Below are 23,328 nucleotides of genomic sequence, written 5' to 3'. Positions count from 1 at the left end.
TTGCGCCCGCATTGACGGTCCCCACTGACTATACATCACCGGTTACACGACAATGACCCGACGGTTACAATTAGGTTACAGAGCCCGCAAAGGAAGGAGAACGCCCTTGTCAGGGCTTGGCAGAAGCAGGAACGGTCACCGCGAGATCGCGGCCCTGCACGGAAATTCCGGGCACAGGGACCGTGGCCCCGGCATCGCGGCTATGCAGGACCAGACGCAGACGGTCCTTGTGTTCCCCGGCCACCAGATGCGCATACGGCCCGGCCTGCATGCGCACCACGTTGCCGGCCCGGAGGGTCCAGCGGCCGCGCACGTCTATAACCAGACGCGAAGGGGAACCAAGGCGCAGGTAAGTCACCCGGCCCATGTCCCTGTCCGCCCGCAGACGAACGATCAGGGAGCCGTCTTCGGCCTGTTCGACCTTGAGGCCGGTTATGCTGCCGGTCACGGTCTTGCTCTGGGCCGCGCCTTTTTTGGCGGCGGCACTCGGAGACGGCTTGGACGACGTGGACGGCTTGTCCGAAACGGCCTTGGGGGCGCTTTTTTCGGAGCCGGCAGCAGGCGCAGGCTTGGAGACCCCGGCCTTCGGGGTGGCGGAAACGGACGGCTGCGCCCCGGAAATGGTGGCGTTGTCCTGCGGGTTCGGCGCATTCAGGGTTTCCAGATCAATGATTCTGGTATCCACGGGCATGCGCACCATATGCCGACCCTGCCCCGCACGGGGCGTGGGCGCGGAAGAAAGCACGAACGTCGCGGCGATCAGCAGGGACGCACCGCAAAAAGAAAGGACCTGAACCGGGGACAACTTCATAACCACTCCGGATAATTGGAATCAGGACCCCTCATATCCGATTCATGGGGGAAAGGCAAAGATGTGTCAGCACTTTTCCCAAAACGAAACCAGATTGCGGGCCATGCGCTCATCGGACCAATACGTTTCCATGAACGCCCGCGATTCGCGGCCGCAGCGGTCACACAGGTCGCGGTCCCGGGCCAGATCGCGCAGCAGGCCAAGCAGGGATTCCTCGTTCCGGGCCACGAGCCACGGCAATGCGGGCGCACCCGTGAAAGCCATGATATGGCTTCGGTTCCATTCGTCCAGCCCGGCGATCACGGCCAATCCCTGACTCAGGCCTTCGAGGCTGCTGACCCCGTAATAGCCCTGCATGTGGTCGAACAACACATGGCAGCGGGCCTTGCGCGCAAGGCATTCGGCATTGGGCACGTCGTCCATGAGATCAAGCTCAAGGGCCACGCCCTCCGAACGCAGGGCTTCGACCACCCGGAGAAATTCATCGGTATTCTTGAGGTCCTTGCGGGTGGGGGAATGGGCTACCCGCAACGGCGCTTCCGGACCGGGCCTGTCCGTACGCGGCAACAACGCGGTGTCGTTCAGGGGCACGAGGTTGGGCTGCCAGCGGGCCTCGGGCAGCAGCCTGAGCAGATCCGGCGTACTGACCAAAAGGTTTTCGCGGCCGAGCCGCCTGTATTTCTCGCGAAAGCTGTCCGGGGCGGAACGGAAATCATGATGGCCGTGATGATGATGCACCACGGCCTTGCCGGACAGAAAGTCGGCAGGAAGATACGGGCCAAAGCGAACATGCTCGTCCGCGGTCATGTGAAAATGCAGAATGTCCGAGGTTCGGAGCAGGTCCCCCAGCTCCTCGATGCCCGCCTCGTCCAGATCGGGCACGTGCAGGTCGGCTTGCCATGCGTGGGTGTAGCGGGTTTCCAGCGTGACCAGACGGCAGACGTGGTCCGTGTGGGCGTTCACGGCGCGGCAGAACTGGATGCCGGTTCCGGCCGGGTCGTTGACGGCCAGCATGAGCACGTTCACGGTGCGCCCTCCGGATAGACGAGCTCGATGCGGTCCAGAAACATGCGGATGCGCCGGGCCACGACTTCGGCGGTCTGCAGATCCGCGGTCTGTCCGGCCTGCTCCAGCTGGGTTCCCAGTTCAGTGAGCATGTCCATGCCGTAGGACGCCCCGGTCCCCTTGAGCCGATGCCCGAGCAGGGCCACCTGTTGGGGATCGCCCGAGGCCAGCGCCTGCATCAGGTCCTGATGTTCCTGCTCGCGCAGCTCCATGTACCGGGGCATGATCGGAGCGATGACCGGGTCCACGACGATGACGTACTTGTCTTTCACGACAGCTCCAGCTCGTTTATTGTGCCGGACCCTTTTCCACGGACTCCAGTTCGGAACTGCGGTCCGGGGTCAGGTCGGTTCCGGCGAATGCGCCCGCAGCGGGTAATTTGACCGTGAATTCCAGCAGCTGGTCCACCTTGGCCACCACCGAGTCCACGGCGCAATCCAGCACATGGCCGCCCGCGGTGCGCTCCCTGTTCAGAAAATGCCAGTGGAATCCCGGTACGTTCACGCCCTTGACGAACGCGGGCGACCACAGGCCCACCAGCGTCCCTTCCACATTGGTATACTTGACGATGACCTGCTCTTTCACCAGCTCGGCCAAAGGGCGGTAGGGCTTGGTCTGGCCGGGAATGGCCCGGGTCTTGACCCAGGGAAAACGCCCGTCGATGCGGATGGCGTAAAAGGCGTTGGCAGAGGGCAAGCCCTTGACCAGCTGGGCGTTGAAGGCCTTCATGTTCGGGGCCGGGGCCAGCTTGAGTATGGTGTCCTCGTCAAAATCCGTGACCGAGGCAAACGGGGTTTTGGCGTCCCGAGGCGCGGGCACGGCCTTGCCGCCTGCGGTCACATGGTAGGCAACGCCGTCCACGACCACCATCTCGCCGTCCAGCGTATTGAACGTTCCCAACCCGAACCCGCCGTGCTTCAGCAGCTCGCCCATGGTCAGCTCGCCGTCATACACGCCCGCCAACAATGCGTCGATGGTGGAATACTGAAACAGACGCTCCCCGGCCCGCACCGGCATGGCGGCAAACACCAGAACCAACAGCAACCAAACCGAAAAAGACCATGATACCGCTCTCTGCTTCATGCCAGCTTCCTTGCCTTTGAAATTTCCGAACCGTTGCTGTTGGAGACCAGACCGCGCATGGCCTGCCCGGTCAGCCGCTTCATCCATATTTCCCCGGTATTGGAAAGAAAATGCAGCTTGCGTCCCTGACTGCCGGCCACGTCCTCGGTACTGATGGAAAGGCCCCAGTTGCCCAGTATCCTGCGGGCGGCTTCCACGTTGCGCCTGCCCACGTTGTAGGTGCTGCCCTCAACTCGTTGCGCAGCAATGCCCGAGGCCCCGCCAAAAAGCTTGACCTGCAGATCCGGTATGGAAACGCCCAGCTTGGTCATGCCCTGCAGCATGTTCTCGATGGCCGTGTTCACGAAACGGCACGGCTGGGGGTCGCGCTGATCTTTCTTGCTTTCCTTGCTGTCCGGCAGGAAAGCATGGCAGATGGCGCCCACGCCCCGTTCCCTGCTGGTCATGGTGATGGCCACGCACGACCCCAGAACCGTGGTCACCAGCGTCGGCTGCACGGCCAGGAAACAGTCGCCCGTCTGAAGAAATATTCTCGGATACTCCTTCATCATGTTGCTTGCCGTCACTTGAACTCCCCCATTCTCTCCACGTATACTGGCACCATTGATCAGACCGCTGATTTTCCCATGCCGGGAACATCAAGTCAATCCCGTACGACAGCTTTGGACGGTGCAGTTCGCACCAGCTGGGAAAGCAGCAGCGAGACAATGCTCAGGGCCGCGGCTCCCAGAAAAACCACACGGTAGTTGGCAAGCCAGGCCACGCCGCCAACAAAGGGCACCACCACGGCCGCAATGTGGTTGATGGTGAAGCCCACGGCCATGCCCGAGGCAATGTCCCCGGGATCGGCGATCTTCTGAAAATAGGTGCGAATGCCCATGCCGAAATTGAAGAACACGTTGTCCGCCACGTACAGCAATCCGACCACCAGCGCGCTCTGCGTGTAGGCATAGGTGATGAAGATGAGGGTCAGGCTGGCGTACTCCAGACTGAGCATGCGCCGCTCGCCAAAGCGGTTCAGGGCGCGGGCGATGACCGGATTCACGAAATAATTGATCACGTTGTTGAGCACGAACAGCAGGGTCACGGACTCCACGGAATAGCCGAAGCGCTGCACCAGCAGAAACACGGCAAAGGCCACGAACACCTGCCGCCGCGCACCCGCCAGGAAGGTCAGCGCATAGTAGAGCCAATACTTGCGATAAAGGACCATCTTCTTGTTCTGGGGCGCGATGTCGGTTTTGGAGGGATCGCGAAAAAACGCCCACAGGCCGCCGCACACGGCCACCGCGCCCACGGCCGCGAACATCTGGCTGTAGCCCAGATACCGGGCGGTCAGAAACAGGACCGCGCCCACACCCACGTTGGTGGCGCCCATGACGCTGCGCATGCGCCCCAGCACCAGCGGCGCCTGCGCGTGGTCGAAATACTGCAATGTCAGGGACTGGTTCATGGTTTCGTAATAATGGAAGCCGAAACTCATGATCATGGTGGTGAAGGCCACGCCGTATACCGAGGGGAACAATCCCGTGGCGCAGACCCCGGCCCCGAGCACCATGACCGAAACCGCAGCCAGCCTGTGTTCGCGGATGAACAGGAGCAGATACACGGCCAGCAGGCACAGGAACCCCGGCACTTCGCGCACGGACTGCACGATGCCCATGTCGAACCCGGAAAGCCCGCCCACTTCCACGGCAAAATTGTTCAAAAGCGTGCGCCAGCCCTGAAAGGCCACAGTGCTGGATATGGTCAGCACCAGCAGGAATATGTACATCTCGCGCCTGTTGCTTCCGGCAAACATGCATATCTCCGATATTGCGGTTCGAGAAAAGGATGAATAGGATGCCTCGCGTCAAGCGCGATCAGAAAGCAAAGAACCTAATAGCGAGCAATAACAATGTCTACAGCAAAAAGGACCGTGGTCAGCGCCTGCCTTGCGGGCGTTCCCTGCCGATACGACGGCAACTGCACCGAACATCCTGCGGTCATGGAACTGGTCCGGGCCGGGCTGGCCCTGCCGGTGTGTCCGGAACAGGTGGGCGGCCTGCCCACGCCCAGAACGCCCGCGGAGATCGTGGACGGCCGGGTCATGACCAAGGACGGGCAGGACGTGACCGGCGAATACGAACAAGGCGCCCGCGAATGTCTGCGGCTGGCCAAACTCGCGGGCTGCACCCGTGCGGTGCTGCAGCCCCGCTCCCCGTCCTGCGGCGCAGGCACGGTCTACGACGGCACGTTCAGCGGCACCCTCATCCCCGGTTTCGGCAGGTTCGCTGCCCTGTGCCGCGACAACGGTCTGGAACTCGTGAACCCCGACGATCTGGACTGATCCGCACATGAAACGCCGCCCCGTGCACGACCTGCCCCTGACCATACGCGAGAACCCGCGCGCCCGGCGCGTGCTGATCAAGCTGGTGCCGCGCACGGGTCTGGTGGTGGTCGTTCCCCAAGGCTTCGACACCTCTCAGGTGACGTCCATACTGGCGGAAAAGCAGAACTGGATCGTCCGGACCCGTGAACGCATGGAGGCCGAAGGCGTGCGCTTTTCTCGCAGCGCCGAACTGCCGGACACGCTGGATTTCCCTGTGATGGAAAGACAGTGGCAGGTGCTGTACCTGCCCAAGCCCGGCAATCTGCGCCTGACCACCAACGCAACACGGCTCATCGTCAGCGGCCCGCAGCATGACCCGTACGCGGTGCAGGAAGCGTTGGCCCGATTCGTGGCCCGGCAGGCAAAAGAACACCTGCCGCCCCTGCTGCACGCTGTTTCCGAACGGCTGGGCCTGCCCTTTGAAAGCGTGCGCATCCGCACCCAGAAAAGCCGTTGGGGCAGCTGTTCGGCCCGCAAAACCATCAGCCTCAACTGCAAACTGCTCTTTTTGCCGCCCGAGCTGGTGGAGCACCTGATGATCCACGAGCTCTGCCACACCCGCCACATGAATCATTCGCCGCAATACTGGCAGCTTGTGCGCCAGTTCCAGCCACAATGCCGCCATCTCGAAAAACGCCTGGGCTCGGCCCTGTCGCTGGTTCCGGACTGGATGCCCTGAGCCCCCCCTCCGCTTTCCTGACTGATAATCATACCCTCATCGGTTTTATTTGATATGGTTTGCCCAAATTATTCCCGGAGGTCGTTATGCGTTTTCTTTCGAGCATCAAGGGCAAGATACTGATTCCGTTCATTGTCCTGTTTCTTATTTTCGGATTCGGCGGCTACGCGATATTGAACTCGCAGCTTGCCGAGATGGAGAATGAATTCGTTGACATGCTGGTGGACACGCACATGTCCGAAGTGGAACAGGCCCTGAACATGGCCGAGCAGGGAGCGTTGCAGCAAGCCGTGCTGTTCAGCAGGATGCCGGGAGTCATCGAGGCCTACCGGATAGCCCATGAGGGCAACATGGACGATCCGGCATCACCCGAAGCGCAGGCCGCGCGCGAGGCCATCCGCGTGGACCTGAAAACCGTGCTCGACGGCTACAAGCAAACCATGGGCAGCGCGTTCCGGCTGCATTACCACCTGCCCAACGGCCGCAGCCTCGTGCGGCTCTGGCGCGACAAGCAGGCCAAGAAAAACGGTCAGTGGGTGGACGTTTCCGACGACCTTTCATCCTTCAGGCGCACGGTTCTGGACATCAACGCCTCCGGGTCCCCGCTCATGGGCATCGAACCGGGACGCGGCGGGTTCACCATCCGCGGGCTGGCACCGGTCATGGACGGCGGCAAGCAGCTGGGTTCCGTGGAAGTGCTCACCGGATTCAACGCTGCCCTGCAATCGCTGGAAAAAGACGACAGCATCACCATGAACGTGTTCATGAACGCGTCCATCCTGCCGGTAACCACCAAATTGCAGGACCCGTCCGAATATCCGGTGCTGGACGACAAATTCGTGCTCATCTCCGGCATGGAAGGCACGGACAGGGAAAAACTGCCCTCCACGGACATGCTGGAAAAGGGAGCCTCCGGACGCACCGTGCGCATCAACGACGGCACGGCCCTGACAACATTTCCGGTCGAGGACTACAAGGGTGAACAGGTCGGCGTCATCGCCCTGAGCATGGACATCACCGGCCCGACAGCCCTTATCAACGGGGTCAAGGTAATCCTCGGCAGTTCGCTGGGCATCTTCGTGCTGCTGGTGCTCGGCATCGGCGCATGGGCCATGAACCGCTTCATCCTGATCCCCATGGGCAAGGGCGTACAGTTCGCCACCCGGCTCTCCCGGGGAGATCTCACCGCAACCATCGCCCACACGGCAAAGGACGAAGTGGGCGAACTGGCCGACGCCCTGCGCAGCATGGCCTCGCGGCTGTGTTCTGTGGTCAGCGAGGTCAAGGACGCCTCGCACAAGGTACACTCGGGCAGCAAGGAACTCAGCGGCTCGTCCATGGACATCGCCAGCACGGTCACGGCCCAATCCTCCACCCTGCGGCAGGTGAACGCCTCGGTGGAGCAGATGGCCCAGACCATCGTGGACAACACCAGAAACGCGCAGGCCACCGACGACATCGCCAGCAAAACGGCCAGCCAGGCCAACGAGGGCGGCGAAGCGGTCACCGAAACCGTGGAAGCCATGAAGACCATTGCCGAAAAAATCCGCATCATCGAAGAGATCGCGCGGCAGACCAATCTGCTGGCCCTGAACGCGGCCATCGAGGCGGCGCGGGCCGGGGAACACGGCAAGGGATTCGCCGTGGTGGCGGCCGAGGTGCGCAAGCTCGCGGAGCGCAGCGGCGAAGCGGCCAACGAGATCGGGGAAGTGTCCAATGCCAGCCTGGCCGTTGCCGAACGCGCGGGCACCATCATCCGCGACATCGTGCCCTCCATCCGCAAGACCGCCGAACTGGTGCAGGAAATCACCGCCTCCAGCGAGGAACAACGCAACGGGGCCGAGCAGATCAAGAGCGCCATGAGCAGCCTTGATCAGGTCATGCAGCAAAGCGCGGCCGGGTCGGAATCCATGGCCTCGGCAGCGGACCAGCTCACGGAACTGGCCGAACGGCTCGAGGAAGTGACGCGCTTTTTCACGCTCGACGAAAACGCCGAATTTGCCTGTGCCGCGAATGCTTTGCCGAACGACCAGCCGCAGGCCCTGCAATCCGAAGAAACCGACGACACGGGGTCTCCGCCCATGGACCATGAGGAATTCGACAGGTTCTGACAACACCGCACGGCGGGTCAGGAGGCTTCATTCCTGCCCCGCCGCTTTTTTCCGTGCCCCGGGCAACACATCCAAACGAAACATTATACCCCGCCAGACTGGACGGCCACTCCCTATCCGTTTACTATCGGCCCCGACCATGAACGAACCACACATTGCCGAACCCTCCCGCAAGCGTCTCTTCATAGGCCTGATCAGCGCGTCATGCTTTCTGGTCTGTATCCTTCTGGTGCTCCTCTGGGTCATTCCATATGTTGGATTGGACGCCATTCATCCCAGCGCCAAATGGATTCTGGGCATCCTCGTGCTCGGCCTCGGCGGGCTTGTGTGCTGGGCCTACTGGGGTCTGTTCCTGAACATCGTGCTCAAGCGGCCCATCCCCGGTTCGCGGCGTTTCCGCGGGCTGACCATCAAGCTGTTCCTGCCGCTCATGGTCATGCTGGGACGCGCGCTGGGCATCGACAAAAAAGCCATCATGCTCTCGTTCATCAGCGTGAACAACGAGCTGGTACTGGCCGAGGCCGGAACCTACCCCCCGAACAAAATCCTGCTGCTCATGCCGCACTGCCTGCAAAACAGCAAATGCGACCGCAGGCTGACCTACGACATCAACAACTGCGTGCGTTGCGGCAAATGCCCCATTGCGGGCCTGCTGGACCTGCACGACAAATACGGCGTGCATCTGGCAATAGCTACGGGCGGCACCATTGCCCGGCGCATCGTGGTGCAGCTGCGGCCCAAGCTGATCATTGCCGTGGCCTGCCACCGCGACCTTTCCAGCGGCATTCAGGACACCTATCCCCTGCCGGTCTTCGGGGTGATGAACCAACGCCCGCACGGGCCGTGCCTCGACACCACCGTGGCCCTGCCGAACGTTGAAGCGGCCCTGCTCCGCTTTCTGGACAAGGACCACGCCCCGGACGCACGGGGCAAGGCCATCGGCACCGGGCAGGCCACCAAGCTGTAGCCCGAACGCCGTCGAACCGACACACCCCGTTCTTGCGCATTGCGCAAAACACTCCTATGCTCCAAGCTACCGGGCCCGCCCTGAAGCGAGCAGAACATTACACCGCCGGAAACCGTCCGGCGCAACCATGGTTCCGGACACCACAAATCATTTCCCCTTCCGTCCGCGCCATGGCTACAAGGAGCCCACAATGAAAACCAACGCCGCGCCCCTGCCTCCGGCGCGAACAGCCGCGCTCGAAGCCCTGCACCGCTGCCTCGGAAACGACACGGACATACAGGCCGCACTGGACACGGCCCTGCGCACGCGCGAGCTGGACCCGCGCGACAAGGGGCTGGCCACGGAACTGGCCTACGGCTACCTGCGCATGCGCGGCAGGCTGGAATACGTGCTCTCCCGCTTCATCAAGGACCCCACCCGACTGCCGCCCAAGATGCGGCTGGCGCTGGGGGTGGCCGCCTACGAACTGCTGCATCTGGAGCGCATCCCGGCCTATTCCACGGTGAACTGGGCCGTGGATTTCGCCAAGACCAAGCCCAAGGCGCGCCTTGCCGGGCTGTTCAATGCGGTGCTGCGGCGCATTTCCGAGCTGGGCGACGACGCCGCCGACCCGGACTGGTACCGCAAGGACGCCACGCAAACCGAATTTCTGAGCCGCTATTATTCCTGTCCGGAATGGATCATCGAACTCTGGCAGCGGGCATACGGCGAGCAGGACACCCTGCACCTGCTCAAGGCGCAGGCCAGTGCCCCGGCCATCGGCCTGAACCTCTACCGCCACCCGGACGCGGACGTTTTCTACAATGAACTGGCCGCCAACCCGGACGTGCTGGACATCGACGGCATGAGCTTTGCCCTGCGGCCCGGCACCAGGCTGCCCAAGGCCGACCCGCCGCTGACGCGCCAGAGCTTTGCGGCCCGGCAGGTGGTGGACATGCTCGACCCCCAATCATGGCCCACACCCGTGTGGGACGCCTGCTCCGGCCGAGGCGGCAAAAGCCGGGTGCTCAAGGAACTGGGCATCGACGACATCTTTGCCAGCGATCCGCACATGGGCCGACTGCGCGCCCTGCACCGCGAACTGCCCAAGGTGCCGGTGTTCGCGGCCCGGGCCGACCGTGAACCGCCGGTACAAAATGTGGGCACCATGCTGCTGGACCTGCCCTGCTCCGGCCTCGGCGTGCTCTCGCGCAGGCCGGACACCAAATGGCGGCGCACCAAGCACGACCTCGCGGACCTCGAACAACTGCAGGCCGCCATCCTGAACCGCGCCATGCAGACCCTCAAGCCCGGCTCCCTGCTGGCCATGATCACCTGCACGCTCAACCCGGACGAAAACGAGCACCAGCTGGAACGGCTGCTCAAGGCCAATCCCTCGGCCACGACCGTGACCACGTGGCACACGCCCGCAAGCTCGCCGCTCAACGAGTTCTTCTGGGCCGCGCTGGTGCGGGTGTAGAGGGAAAAACATTTCGAGCCACAACAGACGGCTTGGGAAGCGCCGGATGCAAGGCGCAAAAAAACACCGGAACGATGCGTAGCAACCCTACGTGAGTTTCGGTGTTTTTTGCAGCAACGCCGCAGGTGCCTTTCCAGGCAATCTGGATTTTGCCTCCGGCGGCCCAAGGCCACGGCCTTGGGAATCCATTTCTCGCGCCTTTGGCGCGGCAGGAGGGGACCGTTGGGCCTGTCAAACATCGTAGCCTGTTATACTATCTACCGTAAAAACGCTGCTCAGTGGTCCGAAAAACCGAGGCTACTTATACGCCCCCTAACGGCGTTCAGACCGTCCTTAGGCATAAAAATGCGACGACGACGGAACGGTACCCGCATTCCCTCGGGACGAAGAAGACACGTAAGGCGTTGAACACAGTCATGCATAATCGAAAGTCTGCGAAGGTGATCACCTTCAAAGCACAAAAAAATCAGCTAAAAGGTCACGCAAAAAAAGGGGAAGTTCCAATCTGGAGTTCCCCCTGTATTTTTTAACTGGCTTGGTATGGTAAAAAATCTTTACTAGAAAGTGGCTTAAAGCCTTCGGGCCAAGGTGCTTCCAACCTGCATAATAATTTGAATTGAATTGGTGCGCCTTCGTTTACTTGAACGACGCGAATGCTGATATCATCAGGATTGCTAATTAGTTCGAAAAGAGTAGATAAATCATGAGAGAAGAAACGGGGCAAATATCCAACAAGAGCCTTCGGCGTATCAGTACGCAACATCCACGCCTCAGAATGAAAAAGGTTTTGCTTGTCTGCGCAGAGGAATAGTCTGTCTCCTGCTTTTAAAGCATTTATTCTATCTTGGCAGCCATCACACATGTGCCTGATGCCATGGGAGAAGAAGTCGTAGCAATAACGCCCATCTTGCATGGTGGGCATCGGGAAAATCTCAATGTTGTCAGTACGCCTTTCCCCTCCAGAAATGGCCAGAATACTTAGTTCGTCAGCATTTTCTTTTTCAAGATTTAGCCAAGCTAGGTATTGATCGTAGTCGGATCTAGAAGGGGTAAGGATTCTGTTCTTAAACAGGGCAAAGAGTTCATTGGAAAAATATTCTTTGGAGATATCTCGCATCCTTCCAAAGGGGACAAAATCCGCGATTCTTTGGACTCCCTTAGTATACTGAAATTTGTATGCACCATCAGAGAAAGACAAAGTTCCTACAGGAATCCAAGCATTACTTGGGACATCCTTGACTGCAACAAATAGCTTCTTTCCGGTTCCCATACTCTACTTCCAGAATCCTTTTTTTGTTACACTTTATCATTTCATACATGAAATGAAGGCTTATGTCGCTAGCAAATTCAGATGGCACTCGTCGTAGTATCAAGTCAAGTTCATCGTCTGTAAGCAGTTCCAATTTATTTCGCCAATAATTGGCTCTTTCTGGCCCTAATCGGGCGGCTGCGAGGCAGAAGCAGCAGAGCGAGGGGCAACGTTTGCCTTGTTCATAAAACGCCGACTTGGCCCTTTTAACGAAAGCTTCGACTGATCTTCTGGAGTCTTTTGTGACAAGTCTACCTTCTCTGTCATGGTCTAGTAAGTTGTGCCCAAGGCTTGAGGCATGATCATATGTCGGAGCAAGCCACATGTTTTTGTCGGTATCTACTATAAGTCCCCAATTTTCGTGATGCCTATCCAAGTTGCCTATTAAGGCGTCTAGCATCAGGTAGCTTAAAAACATATCCGATGCGGTTAATTCTTCATCGATTATTGCCCTGTACGACGGGTCATTCGGGTTACACGGATACAGGGGAAAAGAGTCGTTGGGGCGCGAAATCGCGGAGAAAAATGCGGCTGTCCGTCTAAGGGTATATGCTTTTAGCTTGTACCTTTTTGTCGCATCGTAATCGTCGTACGCTTTTTCTAACAGCTCATTACCAAATATTAGGCGACCTTCCTTCCCTCCATTCAGAAGGAAAGATGAAGAAATAACTCCCTGAGTTCCATCAGAGATGGAAAAATCATAATAGGCATGGGGGATGCCAAGAGTCTCACAAATTTTGGAAGCGACCATTTCGGCCGTGTTTTGGCATGTGTGGGGTCGTCCCGCTTTAAAAAGATACCGTTTGCCGTCCTTGTTATCCTCCACCCAAAACTTATCAAGAGTTCCTTGAGGCTCCAAATCCCACTGATTCTTGGTGATTCCGATGATCGGGTATGTGTCTTGGCGTCGGAGAGAGAACATTACTACCTGCATGAAGTGATGCTATAATTTACAAGTCAATAAATTAACCTTCTTGTAGAACAGATGGTTGGCAATTGTCCATCAACGCGCTGGAACGATGCAGGTTTTCTGCGACAAGTGTATCCAAAAGTGTGTCCAACGAAAAAACGGGCTACGGCGAAAACCGTAACCCGTTGAAATCTTATGGCGTCCCCAAGGGGGTTTGAACCCCTGTTGCCGGCGTGAGAGGCCGGTATCCCCCGACCTTCGCCCTCAATCCGCCCCCGCCCAATAACGAGAAGGCCCCAGCGGGACAACCCCGTGGAGCCTGTTGATTCTCGTTACAAAAGAAGAAGGATACTTTCTTTATAGCAACTGGTGTGCCATGTTTTGACCAAGTGCGAAAATAAATTTTATATCATTATATTTCAATGTTTTAAATGTCTTCTTTTTCTTTCTCTGTGCGGTCTACACTCAACCGTTTCGGTTCAAAAATTTTGACAATGCGGGTTGCGGCCAGTGGGCGGGCCAATTTTTTATACCCTCTGGGCGAGAGGGGTATTCCGAATTCGCGGGCGCGGGCAAGGGGGCCTTGTGCGGTCAGTAGGCCAGCCTGCCCAATGATTTCATGATCAGGGTGCAGCCCATGGCGAACATGCCGGTCAGGCCCATGCCGCAGGAGAATCCGGCCAGCAGCACCGGGGCATAGTGCCGCCATTGCGCGCCGTATTTTTTCAGGAAATAGAAACGGCCCAGCAGCGCGCCCAGCACCTCCAGCACCAGCCCGTGCGGGGTGGATTGGCCCAATCCGCGCACCACGCCATAGACCAGCAATACGGGCATGCCCAGCAGGTTGAGCGTGGTATACATGACCAGCCCCAGCCCGATGCCCGCGCAGACAATGGGGCCGGAAAGCGCCTCGAAAAACAGGGAATTTCCTTCCAGCGTGGACGTCTGCATGAGCAGGGTGTTCAGGGCCTGCAAGTGCCAGAGTTCCTGCGCAAACGGATATTGCGGCGAGGGAATCGGGGCCAGCCGCCACAAGAATTGCGAGAACAGCAGCGAAGCGATCATGACCACCGGGAACACGATCATCTCGGCCTTGATGATGCCGCGCAGGCTGGTGCCGGTCAGCTCGATCTGCCGGAACTGCACCGTGGCCTCGCCGTAGTTGTGAATGGGAATGGGCGCGTACCATATCTCGATGCCCTGATAGCCGAAAAATTTTGCCCCGGCGATAAACGAGAATTCGCGCACCATGGGCAGGCTGATGAACTGCCCGGCCACGCCCTCCATGCGCGCGGTGATATACGAGACCACCGGGGTGTAGATGAAGCCGTAGAGCACGAAGAATATCCACGGAAACGACGGCACCAGCCACACGCACATGAGGATGTAGGCCAGCGTGGAGGCCACGTAGATGCCCAGCGAGACCCAGATATTGATGTCGCCCCGGTTCTTGTTGGTCTTGAGCAGCACGGAAAAATCCATGCCGCCCGAGGCCGATCGCAGGGATTTGACCACGTACCACACACCGATGATGGCGATACCCAGCCCCAGCCCGATGCCGAAGCTCATGTAAAAATCGAAATTGTTGGCAAACACGGTTTCCACGGTTTCCATGCCCGGATGCCAGCGGTGCAGCACGCCGTGGGTATACAGAATGGGGTTGGCGATGATGGTGATGATCAGCCCCACGAGCCCGCCGATGACCGCCCAGAACGGCAGCACCATGCCGATGAACACCAACCCGAGGTCGAACTGGAAGCCCGTGGCCACGGCCGGGAGAACATCCTCGGTATGCCGGGTCAGCTCGATCCACGGTATGGGAATGAGCCGTATCGGCTCCTGAAACAGCAGCCCCGATAGCGCGGGCAGCAGCACATAGAAAAATCCGAAGGCCAGCCCGATCATGCCGCCGATGGAGAACACGCGCCATTTCCAGCCGGACTTGCGTTCGTCCGTGGATTCGGCCAGGGCCATGGTGCCCAGCGCGCCCACCGGAGCCATGGGGAACGGCAGCTTTTCCACGTCCGAGGTCAGGCGATACAGGCTGTAGCCCAGCCCGAAATGGTCGATGCGCTGCACCAGCTGCGCGCCCACCAGCAGCAGAATGGGGATCAGCCAATCCCGGTGCATGAACGTGCGTTCCAGATAGGCGGCCGAATCCAGCCCGGGCGCCACCCAATGCGGAATGAACTCGGTCAGCCCGAGCATGCGCGCCGCGTCCGACTGCACAAGGTACTGGTTCCACAAAAGCCCCTGGAACGGCGACGCCAGCGCGGCCCCGGCCATGTAATAGAGCAGGAAAATTTCCTGTTGCTTGAGCTCCGAGTACGAGCGCTTGGCGATCTCCGCGAACAGGATGATGGTCACCCAGCGTGCGGCAGGACCGATGCCCTGACCGATGACCAGCTGCAGATACATGCTGCCCGGCATCATCAGGAAACCGATGAAGATGGCCCCGATGACGGTCTTCCAGTCGAAGCCTTCCTCGAAGTGCTCCGGCGGCTTCATCAGGTCGCGATATTCTTTCAGTTCCTTGTCGTCGTACATGGTTCGGCCTTTGGTTGCCGGGGGAAGGGGGAAACCCCTTTGCAAAGGGGTTTCCCCCTTCCCCCGGACCCCCATCCCCCTTCCCGAAACTCTTTGGCGATCGCTTCGCGATGGGCGTGGTCAGGTTTGTTGTGTCGGTGTTTTACTTACTGTATTTTATATCACTTCATTCTTTTTTTCTTTTTCATCCTTCCGCCCCCCCCAACCCCACGCCGCAACGCGGCGTCGACAAAAAGTTTTGGAGGATTCTCAAGGAACCTTTTTCCCAAAAGGTTCCTTGAGCCGCCGGAGGCATCTTCCCTTTCCGGCTCTTCTACAGTGGGAAGACCGAATACACGGTCTTCGTCCACAATCCGAGCAGGGCATACAACCCGCCCATGAGAAAATCGCCCAGTATCAACCCCACGAACAGGAACCGCACCCGGTTGAAAAGCGCTGTCCCGCCGTAATGCAGGCAAAGGTGATTGCATAGCCAGCCGATGAAAAAGCTGAACCAGAGCACCTTCATGCCCGAGGAATAGGCCACGAGATAGCCCAACGGATGCAGAGGCCACCACGGCAGCCGATAATAGCAGAAAATGAGCAACCCCATAATCAGCGCGCCCGCGCCCGAATAGATGATGGTCCACTTGTTGGGGCCCACGGGCACGTCCACGAGCCGCTGCGCGTTTTCAAAGTTGGCCAGCACGGTCTGGGTGGCCCATTCGAGATTCAGGTCGCGCAGGCCGTACTTGTGGCCGAGGTAGAGCATGGTCACGAAAGCCGCGATCACGGCCAGGAACAGCCCGGCCCCGATGCCCACCACCATGGCACAGCGCGACTGATTCTTTTCGCAGACCTTGGAACCGTGAAACAGCGTGGGCATGACTGCGGAACGGAAATCCAGAAAAAGCACCTTTTGCATGACCGCGGCCATGGCGATTCCCGCCTGCCCCATGAACCCGGTGCCGAACATGCCGATCATGCCGTCCAGCGGCGCGGCCGTGAGCGTGAAATAGGGCAACCCGCCCTGACAGACCGCGCGCGCCGACACCAGCGAAACCATGATGAAGCTCACCGGCAGCATGAGCGCCACCAGAAGCGGCAGGCCGAAATACATGCTCCAGCCCACGAGAAAGGCCATGCCGCCCACAAGGCCCCACAGCGGCCATACCGGGGGTATCCATTCCTGCGGCGGCGCGGTGGCGCGGATGGCTCCGCTGTCCGCAGCCGTGCCCTTGCGCCGGATGGCGTGGGTCAATGTTTCACCCAGATGATGCCTCGCCAGCCAAAGCAGGAAAACGAAAAACACGGCATAGGCCCCGATGGTCTGCGCGCCTTCCGCGCGGAACAGGTCCGGGCCGAAGGTCACGCCCAGCGCGGCCTCGGGCAGTTGCAGGCCCAGCACGTAAAGCAGCCCGTATGACAGGCCCGCCAGAATGAAAAAAACCCACATGCTGAAGGATATCTGGCGCGTGGTCAGAAACGCGAACCCGATGAAGGCCGGGATCACGTAGAGTTTCAATTTGTAGAACCCGGAGAACAGCCCGAACTTGGGGAAATACTTGCCCGCCAGCAGAATGGTGGGCAGCTCCGGCACGGACGGCACATACTGGTGCATGCCGTTGAGCAGGTGCAGGAAACAGGTCATGAGCAACCCGATGAGCAGGAATCGGTCTGTCCAGAACGCGCCGAACTGCCGATTGTCCAAGGCCTCGCCCATGATCTGCGGCACCCGGAACAGGGGGAAAAGCACCCGCTCGTTCATGACCCACTGCTTGCCGAACAGGCGCATGAGGCAGATCATGACGAAAAACGAGCCGAGAATGAACGTGCCCCAGACAATGAGCGGCGGCACCCATACGCCCCACGGAATGGCGCCGAGCACCTCGCCCATGCCCATGGCCTTTGCGTCGGGCAGGCCGTTATACAGCGTCTTCACTGCGGCGGTGCTGTCCGGGAACCATGCGTCCGGCAGCAGCGGCGTCAGCACTTCGGTCCAGCGCATGGCGTCTTTTGCAAAATGCTGCGGGGCCGTGATGTTGATGAAAAAGCTTTCGGCCATGCCGCTCCAGCCCACCGAGGTGAACAGGATCATCATCACCCATGCCGTGAGGATTTCCACGCCCCCGAGCACCGGACGGCGGCCCGATATGCGCGACCATGCCGCGCTGAGCACGAACAGCCACGCGGCCACGAAGAACGGGGCCAGCGGCAGGTTGCCCTGCCCGATGGGCGCGTTGCGCAGCACCGCGTCGTTGTAGGGCGTGAACACGCAAAGCAAAAGACCCAGCACAAGGCCCGTGACGATGGCGCGCGGCCGGATGCGTTCATTCATGTCAGCCGACCTCCCCTGTTTGGCGCGTGCGTTCGCTGAAATGTTCGGCAAGGTCCGAGGCGTAGCCCTGCACGGATTCGTCGTCCAAAGCGCGCCATGCCAACAACTGCTTGCGCAGGTCGTTGAGGAAGTTGCGGTTCAGGTTTTCCCATGCCTTGTGTTCCCCGGCCTCGCGCATGAGCGTGACCTGAATCTGGCGGTAGCCCCGGTAGATGTCCGAGGGGCAGAAATGCAGGTCCACCTTCTGGCGCACGCCGAAGTCAAAGGGCGCGAGCCAGGCACGGAATTCAAGGCGGAAGCATATCTCCGAACTGGAGAGCATGTCCTCGGCACGGGCCATGAGCGCCAGCTGGTCCACGGCGGCGCTGTCTCCCGCATCAATGAACGAACACCCGATGTCCGCAGTGCTGAAGGCCCCGTGGGAGACGTCGAGATGCGTCCGGTAATACTCGTGCAAAAAACCGCCTGCGCTGGCCTGCTCCCTAAGGTTGATCAAAAACGGCAGCACCACGGTCAGGGTGTCGCCCTTGGCCTCGGGCATGGTCCACGAGCGGTTCACGTCCGGTATGGCGATACGCGCGGCCACCCGCGCCGGATACAGGGCGGAGATGACCACCACGAGAATGACCAGCACCATGGCGGCCACGCCTGCCGTGGACGAATAGTTGGCGGTCATGCCTTCCCATAGTGCGGTTCCGGAAAGGGCCACGGCCGAGACCTGTGCCAGCAGGTAACCGATGACCACGGAAATGACCGCAAAGGCCAGAGCCTCGGCAATGAACAGGAAGGCCACGTGCGGCGGGGCCAGCCCCACCGAGGTGTACACCGCGATTTCCGGGCGGCGCTCATGCACCGAACCGATCATGGTGTTGAGCACGATGAGTATGGAAATACATAAGGGAATCAATATGTTGGCTACGCCGGAATAATTCACCGTATTGGAGGTGAAGAACAGGGACGTGCCGTCCGGTCCGCCCCGGAAGATCATCAACCCGAAGCGGTCGCCCAGCGTGGCCTCGGAATCCGGGTCGGTCTCGCGCACGGCCAGCCCCTTGAGATGACCTGTCCTGCCCAGCGAAAGCAACAGTTCGGCAGGAATGATCACGGTGTCGTACCCGGCAATGTGCTGATACCGGCTTTCGTAGTCCACCACGTCCTCGCCCTCGCCCATGGCCTCGGCCTCCACCTCGGACATCTGCACGGCCGCGCGGCTGGGATAGACGATGGGCGTCATGGGCTCGCCGTCCAGGTCCGGGTTGTCGCGCAGGCCCGTGTCCGCGAATATGCCGGTCACGGTGTAGGATACGCCCCATACGGACACGGAACCGCCCGGCCGGACATCCAGCTGCCGGGCAATGCGCTCGGGCAGCATGCACACATGGCGTTCGCCCGGAGTGAACCAACGTCCCTCCACGAGCATGCGGTCCAACCCGCTGACCTGCGGCTCAAGATACGAAAGCCCGATCACGGCGCGTGCGTTGGCGGTTCGATCCTTCATGGTCAGCGGAATGACCGGGGCGTGGCTCTTGTCGCCGGTCATTCCGGTTTCGTACCACACGCGCGGGGCCACCACGCCCTTGCCCCGGTAGGCGTCGGAAACCACGTTCAACGCCTCGGTGGGCAGGTCTGTCCAGTTGAAGTTCTTCATGAACAGGCCGTGATAGGAGGCCGTGTCGCTGAATTCGGACCAGCCCTTCTGGTTCACGGATTTGACCGTGGTGAAATTCATGATGGTGAAGGTCAGGATGACCAGCGTGGCCAGCGTGAGCGCAGTACGCACGGGCCTGCGCCGCAGGTTGCCCACCCCGAGCACGAAGGCGGCCGTAAACGCGGCGGCCGGGCTGATGTCCGTAAGCTTCATATGCTTGGAGCGGCGTTGCAGTTCCACCATTTCGCGCTCAAAACGGAAGAAGATGATCATGCTCACCAGCAGGGAAAGCGTGAGAATGAAGAAAGCCAGTATGACCACCATGGGGCTGTAGGTAAGCTCGAACGCCGGATGCACCAGATAGACCGCACCGATGATGGCAGTCAGCAACCCGAGAAACGCGCCGATGCGTTTCTTGATGTCCGCGAATCCGAACAGCAGCCGCTCCATGCAGTAGGCAAAGGGCATGAACAGGGCCACGTAGAACAGCACACCCACCAGCACATCCTTCTGGATGGAATCCACCTCGTTGTATACGCGCGTGGCCTTGGCCAGCGACGAACGCGAGGCTTCCATAAAGGCATCCCACCGCAGCTCGCCGCGATATTCGCGGGCCTGTTCCAGCTCTTCCCGGCCTTTCCGGGTCAGGTCACGCACCCGCTGATTGACGATGCCCTTTGTCTCGAGGTTGCGCACCCTCGGGGTGACAAGATTCCACATGTCGTTGGCGGCCCGGTATTCGGTCATGGGGATGGTGGGCCAGCTGCGCGCCAGATAGCCCACGCCCTGCGGATGTTCGGGGTCTGCGTTCAGCAGCAGTTCCTTCTTGTCCAGCACCGTGTCCGAAAGGGTCAGCTTGATGGGTACGTCCGGTTCAAGAAACAGGGTGCCCATGGTGGACTGACGCGTATCCAGACGGCTGTACCAATAGCTCACGGGCGGAGCCTCGGTGCGCGCGTCGATGAGCTTGGGCCGGTACAGATATTTGAATGTGCGCGAATCGAACATGTTGAAGACCGTTGTCTGCGTGCAGGTGAACAGGGTCAGGTCGGTCTCCATACGGTTGCGCTTGAGCTTGACGCGATAGGCGTCCTTGCCGGTCTTGGGCTTGTCCACGGCCCATTGGGCCAGTCCGGTGTCCTGATCAAACCGCAGCCCTTCGAGCACAGCCTTGTGATAACTGACCTTCTTGCTGGCCAGGCCCGGAATGCGAAAACGTCCGTCCGTATCCACCATGCCGTAGGTGCGCGTGGCCCACTGGTAGCAGAGCACCACCATGTCCGTTCCGGGCTTGTCCGGAAAAATCTCGCCCTTGCGCATCAGGTTGGCCCTGCCGCCCAGCACCACGAAACGGTCCTTGGCCCGTTTGCCCGCGTCCGCCAGCGGCTTGTCGACCAGCGCGCGCGCCAGCGTGCGCACCACCTGCGCCTGTTGCCGCAGGTAGCCGAAGTCCACGCGGTCCGGCTGGTCATAGGGTGTTTTCCATGCGGGGCGCACGTCGTGCACCGTGGCCAGCGTGAATCCGGGGAACCCGGCCAGGGCCATGGGCTCGCCGCCCATCTCCGGGGTGTCCGGCAGATAGCTTTCCCACGTGCGCAAGCGGCTGGGCCGCAGCGTGCCGTGGTACAGCGGTTTGAGCTTTTTCGGTAATGTGGCTGCCGCATCCTGAAAGAGATCATGAACCGGGCTGAAAAAACGGGTGCGGTTCACCTCGGGCTTGAGGTCGTAGAGCCAGCCCTTGTCAAAACCGCCCACGCCCTTGCCGTGACTGGAAAGATACAGGGACATGTGCGCGGCAATACGCCTTTCTCCCAGAACCTCCTTGAGCCGCAGGGCGGACTGGGCGGATTCCAGCCGCGCGGCCAGATCCCTGTGCACCCGGCCCTGCCAGTGCCGGGCCGGTTCCAGATAACGCAACAGAATTTCGGCCTCTTCCGGGTCCGGCCCCACGTCCGTGCGCGAAGACTGCACCCAATACAGCCGCTTGAGCTTGAGCCTGCGGGCCGCCACCCGCTTGATGCGCCGCTTGATGTCGAACGTCTTGCCGTCCTGCGGTGCCACGTCCTTTTGCAAGCCCTTGCCCCGGGCCAGCATGCGCATGCGCATGAGGTCGTTGGTCAAAAGGTCCTGAGCGTTGCGGGTGGCCACGCGAAAAGCCTCGCGCAGCATGTCCACCTCGTCCGGGGCAAGCCCTTCGATTGCCAGCGGTTCAGGGCGATCCAGCAGTTGGCGCACGCGTGCGGTGCGCTCCAGCCGCTTCTCCAGCCCGGCGACCTGCTCGGCCAGCTCGCTGTTCTCGGTCACCAGTGCGGCCGTGAATTCCCGCATGCCCGCCTGCGCCTGCGAATGGGCTCCCGTGCCCAGCAGCAGTACGCTCCGTGCGGGGGGATTCTTCCTCAGGTCCCGGGCGATCTCCATGAGCGTGGCCATGGACGATGCTTCGTCCGCACCGGGAGCGTGGCCATTCACATAGGCCGTGGAGTCATAGGGCGCTTCCAGAATCAGGACCTGTTCGGAGCGTTTCGGGTCTGTGCCGGGAATCATGCAATACACGTTCTGGACGCGGGCCTGTTCCCAACGGGCCTTGGATGTCAGCAACACCCTGTCCAGCCAGGAAGGCGCGCCGGGCGTGAGACGCCCTCTGAACCGCGCCTCGGCCTCGGTTTCGGACATCCAGAACATGGGCAGGTCCACCGGGGTCAGCTCCACCTTGTTCTCGAACAGTGCCTTGGGCGTGGGGTCGTTGCCCGAACCGATGAAAATCAGTGCACGCGCACCAAGCAGGGCCGCGTTGCCCCAGTTCCTGCCAGAATCCATGTCCAGCATGACCACCGCGCCCTGCGGGTCCATGCCGTTGAAATCAGCAAGCCGCCCCTTGGCCGCGTAGATCAGGTTGCCGCTGATGCCCGGCGGGGTCACGGCCCCGGGCGAAAGCACGTTGTTGCGCAGCTGCCTGAGCTTCACGGTGGCACCGTTGTTCAGGGTCAGGGTGGCGCCAAGCTGGCGGATGGTGGGAACGCGAAATGTCTGGCGGCCCAGTGTGGGGTTCAGGGACTTGAAATCCAAACGCCACTGGCGTTCCACCATGTCCGCGGCCGCAGACGCACCGGGCATGCCCGGGCTGCGGTCCTCCAGCGCGGCCATGGCGCGCACAAACGCTTCCCCGTGCCATGCGGCCTGTGCCGCGTGCGGCATGCACGCGACAACCAGCAACAAAAAGAGGAATGCGTTTGCGGTAGTGCGCATCAGGAGGCTTCTCCTCCGGATTTCTTTTCTTCGGTCGCACCTTGCCCGGGCGCATGGCCATTGTCCGGCCCACCGATGCCGCCGATGCTGATGTTCAGATCCTCGCGGTGCTGTATCTTGTCGATCATGCCGTCGCGTATCCAGACCACGCGGTCCGAAACATTGAGCATCTTGTAGTCGTGGGTGGCGGAGATGATGGTCACGCCGCGTTCCTCGGAAAGCATGCGGCACAAATCAATGATCTCTTCGCCCGTGGAAAGGTCGAGGTTGCCGGTGGGTTCGTCCGCAAGGATGATGGCCGGGTCGTTGGCCAGCGAGCGTGCAATGGCAACGCGCTGCTGCTGGCCGCCCGAAAGCTCCAGCGGCTTGTGCTGGAAGCGTTCGCCCAGCCCCACGAGCTTGAGCAGTTCGATGCCTTTTTCCATGGCGTCGTCGCCGTTCATGCCCGCAAAGGTCATGGGCAGGGTCACGTTCTCCAGCGCGGTCATGACCGGAATGAGGTTGAAGGTCTGAAATATGTAGCCGATCTTGCGGTTGCGCAGCCACGCCAGCTCATAGGCGTCCAGCTGCGATATATCCACCTCGTCGATGAAGACCTTGCCGTCCGTGGGCTTGTCCAGTCCGCCGATCATGTTGAAAAGCGTGGATTTTCCCGACCCGGAGGGTCCCATTATGGATATGTATTCCCCGGCATATACCTCGAGGTCCACGCCCTTGAGCACGTGCACGGTCTGCTTGCCCAGGGCAAAGTCCTTTGTCACGCCGATGACGCGCACGATGGTATGGCGGTCTTCAGTCATTGCAT

At 60.4% G+C, this 23,328-nt stretch carries 17 protein-coding genes; 5 read left to right on the top strand and 12 right to left on the bottom strand.

Translation table 11 applies throughout. The features are described 5' to 3' along the window. Positions 1-109: 109 nt before the first annotated feature. From F8A88_RS14985 to F8A88_RS14960, 6 genes are all read right to left on the bottom strand, one after another. A complete protein-coding gene (locus tag F8A88_RS14985; protein ID WP_151151989.1) occupies positions 110-811 on the bottom strand; it encodes a hypothetical protein in 702 nt (233 codons plus the stop codon). Between the two features lie 66 nt (positions 812-877). After that, positions 878-1,837 (bottom strand): glycosyltransferase, encoded by a 960-nt coding sequence (locus F8A88_RS14980; RefSeq protein ID WP_151151988.1) that lies wholly within the window; start codon positions 1,835-1,837, stop codon positions 878-880. Further along, positions 1,834-2,148: an Hpt domain-containing protein gene (locus F8A88_RS14975; protein ID WP_151151987.1), complete on the bottom strand. Its 315-nt coding sequence runs from the start codon at positions 2,146-2,148 to the stop codon at positions 1,834-1,836. Before F8A88_RS14975 ends, F8A88_RS14980 begins: the two co-directional genes overlap by 4 nt. 16 nt (positions 2,149-2,164) lie before the next feature. Then, positions 2,165-2,959, bottom strand: a complete 795-nt coding sequence (gene budA / locus F8A88_RS14970) for an acetolactate decarboxylase (RefSeq protein WP_151151986.1) — start codon at positions 2,957-2,959, stop codon at positions 2,165-2,167. Further along, a complete protein-coding gene (locus F8A88_RS14965; protein ID WP_241667488.1) occupies positions 2,956-3,525 on the bottom strand; it encodes a chemotaxis protein CheD in 570 nt (189 codons plus the stop codon). The genes budA and F8A88_RS14965 overlap by 4 nt, the downstream gene beginning before the upstream one ends. A 77-nt stretch (positions 3,526-3,602) precedes the next feature. Further along, complete coding sequence (locus F8A88_RS14960; RefSeq protein WP_151151985.1) at positions 3,603-4,760, bottom strand: MFS transporter; 1,158 nt, start codon at positions 4,758-4,760, stop codon at positions 3,603-3,605. Positions 4,761-4,856: 96 nt separating this feature from the next. On the opposite strand from F8A88_RS14960, the gene F8A88_RS14955 reads away from it, so the two are divergent. The 5 genes from F8A88_RS14955 (at position 4,857) to F8A88_RS14935 (ending at position 10,546) form a co-directional block, all read left to right on the top strand. Further along, on the top strand, positions 4,857-5,288 hold the full coding sequence (locus F8A88_RS14955) for a 2-thiouracil desulfurase family protein (RefSeq protein ID WP_151151984.1): 432 nt from the start codon (positions 4,857-4,859) through the stop codon (positions 5,286-5,288). Positions 5,289-5,295: 7 nt separating this feature from the next. Next, positions 5,296-6,009: a M48 family metallopeptidase gene (locus F8A88_RS14950; protein ID WP_151151983.1), complete on the top strand. Its 714-nt coding sequence runs from the start codon at positions 5,296-5,298 to the stop codon at positions 6,007-6,009. Positions 6,010-6,095: 86 nt separating this feature from the next. Continuing rightward, a complete protein-coding gene (locus F8A88_RS14945) occupies positions 6,096-8,120 on the top strand; it encodes a methyl-accepting chemotaxis protein (RefSeq protein WP_151151982.1) in 2,025 nt (674 codons plus the stop codon). A 139-nt stretch (positions 8,121-8,259) separates the two neighbouring features. Next, positions 8,260-9,087: a DUF116 domain-containing protein gene (locus tag F8A88_RS14940; protein ID WP_151151981.1), complete on the top strand. Its 828-nt coding sequence runs from the start codon at positions 8,260-8,262 to the stop codon at positions 9,085-9,087. Positions 9,088-9,277: 190 nt separating this feature from the next. After that, a complete protein-coding gene (locus F8A88_RS14935) occupies positions 9,278-10,546 on the top strand; it encodes a transcription antitermination factor NusB (RefSeq protein WP_151151980.1) in 1,269 nt (422 codons plus the stop codon). A gap of 526 nt (positions 10,547-11,072) precedes the next feature. Here the strand turns inward: F8A88_RS14935 and F8A88_RS14930 are convergent. The 6 genes from F8A88_RS14930 to F8A88_RS14905 all read right to left on the bottom strand — a co-directional run bounded on the left by F8A88_RS14930 (position 11,073) and on the right by F8A88_RS14905 (position 23,323). After that, positions 11,073-11,816, bottom strand: a complete 744-nt coding sequence (locus F8A88_RS14930; protein WP_151151979.1) for an HIRAN domain-containing protein — start codon at positions 11,814-11,816, stop codon at positions 11,073-11,075. Further along, a complete protein-coding gene (locus F8A88_RS14925) occupies positions 11,767-12,789 on the bottom strand; it encodes a HipA domain-containing protein (RefSeq protein WP_151151978.1) in 1,023 nt (340 codons plus the stop codon). The genes F8A88_RS14930 and F8A88_RS14925 overlap by 50 nt, the downstream gene beginning before the upstream one ends. Positions 12,790-13,356: 567 nt before the next feature. Beyond that, entirely contained in the window at positions 13,357-15,312 is a 1,956-nt protein-coding gene (locus F8A88_RS14920) for an OPT family oligopeptide transporter (RefSeq protein WP_151151977.1), read from the bottom strand. 313 nt (positions 15,313-15,625) lie between these two features. Then, positions 15,626-17,629 carry a DUF6785 family protein gene (locus F8A88_RS14915; RefSeq protein WP_151151976.1) on the bottom strand — a complete coding sequence of 668 codons (2,004 nt, stop codon included), beginning with the start codon at positions 17,627-17,629 and terminating at the stop codon, positions 15,626-15,628. A 1-nt stretch (position 17,630) separates the two neighbouring features. Continuing rightward, the gene (locus F8A88_RS14910; RefSeq protein ID WP_151151975.1) at positions 17,631-22,523 is read right to left on the bottom strand and encodes an FtsX-like permease family protein; all 4,893 of its coding nucleotides are present in this window, start codon (positions 22,521-22,523) and stop codon (positions 17,631-17,633) included. Continuing rightward, positions 22,523-23,323 carry an ABC transporter ATP-binding protein gene (locus tag F8A88_RS14905; protein ID WP_151151974.1) on the bottom strand — a complete coding sequence of 267 codons (801 nt, stop codon included), beginning with the start codon at positions 23,321-23,323 and terminating at the stop codon, positions 22,523-22,525. Before F8A88_RS14905 ends, F8A88_RS14910 begins: the two co-directional genes overlap by 1 nt. Positions 23,324-23,328: the final 5 nt, after the last annotated feature.

The sequence above is a fragment of the Pseudodesulfovibrio senegalensis genome, from assembly GCF_008830225.1.
GTDB classification, from domain to species: Bacteria; Desulfobacterota; Desulfovibrionia; order Desulfovibrionales; family Desulfovibrionaceae; genus Pseudodesulfovibrio; species Pseudodesulfovibrio senegalensis.
The sequence above is the reverse complement of the archived record's forward strand: the minus strand, read 5'-3'. Positions and strand labels throughout refer to the sequence as shown.

Excerpts from the sequence above, each read along its gene's own strand:
- F8A88_RS14935 (WP_151151980.1), top strand. The coding sequence starts at position 9,278 with ATGAAAACCAACGCCGCGCCCCTGCCTCCGGCGCGAACAGCCGCGCTC.
- budA (WP_151151986.1), bottom strand. The coding sequence starts at position 2,959 with ATGAAGCAGAGAGCGGTATCATGGTCTTTTTCGGTTTGGTTGCTGTTG.
- F8A88_RS14985 (WP_151151989.1), bottom strand. The coding sequence starts at position 811 with ATGAAGTTGTCCCCGGTTCAGGTCCTTTCTTTTTGCGGTGCGTCCCTG.
- F8A88_RS14960 (WP_151151985.1), bottom strand. The coding sequence starts at position 4,760 with ATGTTTGCCGGAAGCAACAGGCGCGAGATGTACATATTCCTGCTGGTG.
- F8A88_RS14945 (WP_151151982.1), top strand. The coding sequence starts at position 6,096 with ATGCGTTTTCTTTCGAGCATCAAGGGCAAGATACTGATTCCGTTCATT.
- F8A88_RS14910 (WP_151151975.1), bottom strand. The coding sequence starts at position 22,523 with ATGCGCACTACCGCAAACGCATTCCTCTTTTTGTTGCTGGTTGTCGCG.
- F8A88_RS14920 (WP_151151977.1), bottom strand. The coding sequence starts at position 15,312 with ATGTACGACGACAAGGAACTGAAAGAATATCGCGACCTGATGAAGCCG.
- F8A88_RS14925 (WP_151151978.1), bottom strand. The coding sequence starts at position 12,789 with ATGCAGGTAGTAATGTTCTCTCTCCGACGCCAAGACACATACCCGATC.
- F8A88_RS14905 (WP_151151974.1), bottom strand. The coding sequence starts at position 23,323 with ATGACTGAAGACCGCCATACCATCGTGCGCGTCATCGGCGTGACAAAG.
- F8A88_RS14955 (WP_151151984.1), top strand. The coding sequence starts at position 4,857 with ATGTCTACAGCAAAAAGGACCGTGGTCAGCGCCTGCCTTGCGGGCGTT.
- F8A88_RS14915 (WP_151151976.1), bottom strand. The coding sequence starts at position 17,629 with ATGAATGAACGCATCCGGCCGCGCGCCATCGTCACGGGCCTTGTGCTG.
- F8A88_RS14940 (WP_151151981.1), top strand. The coding sequence starts at position 8,260 with ATGAACGAACCACACATTGCCGAACCCTCCCGCAAGCGTCTCTTCATA.
- F8A88_RS14930 (WP_151151979.1), bottom strand. The coding sequence starts at position 11,816 with ATGGGAACCGGAAAGAAGCTATTTGTTGCAGTCAAGGATGTCCCAAGT.
- F8A88_RS14950 (WP_151151983.1), top strand. The coding sequence starts at position 5,296 with ATGAAACGCCGCCCCGTGCACGACCTGCCCCTGACCATACGCGAGAAC.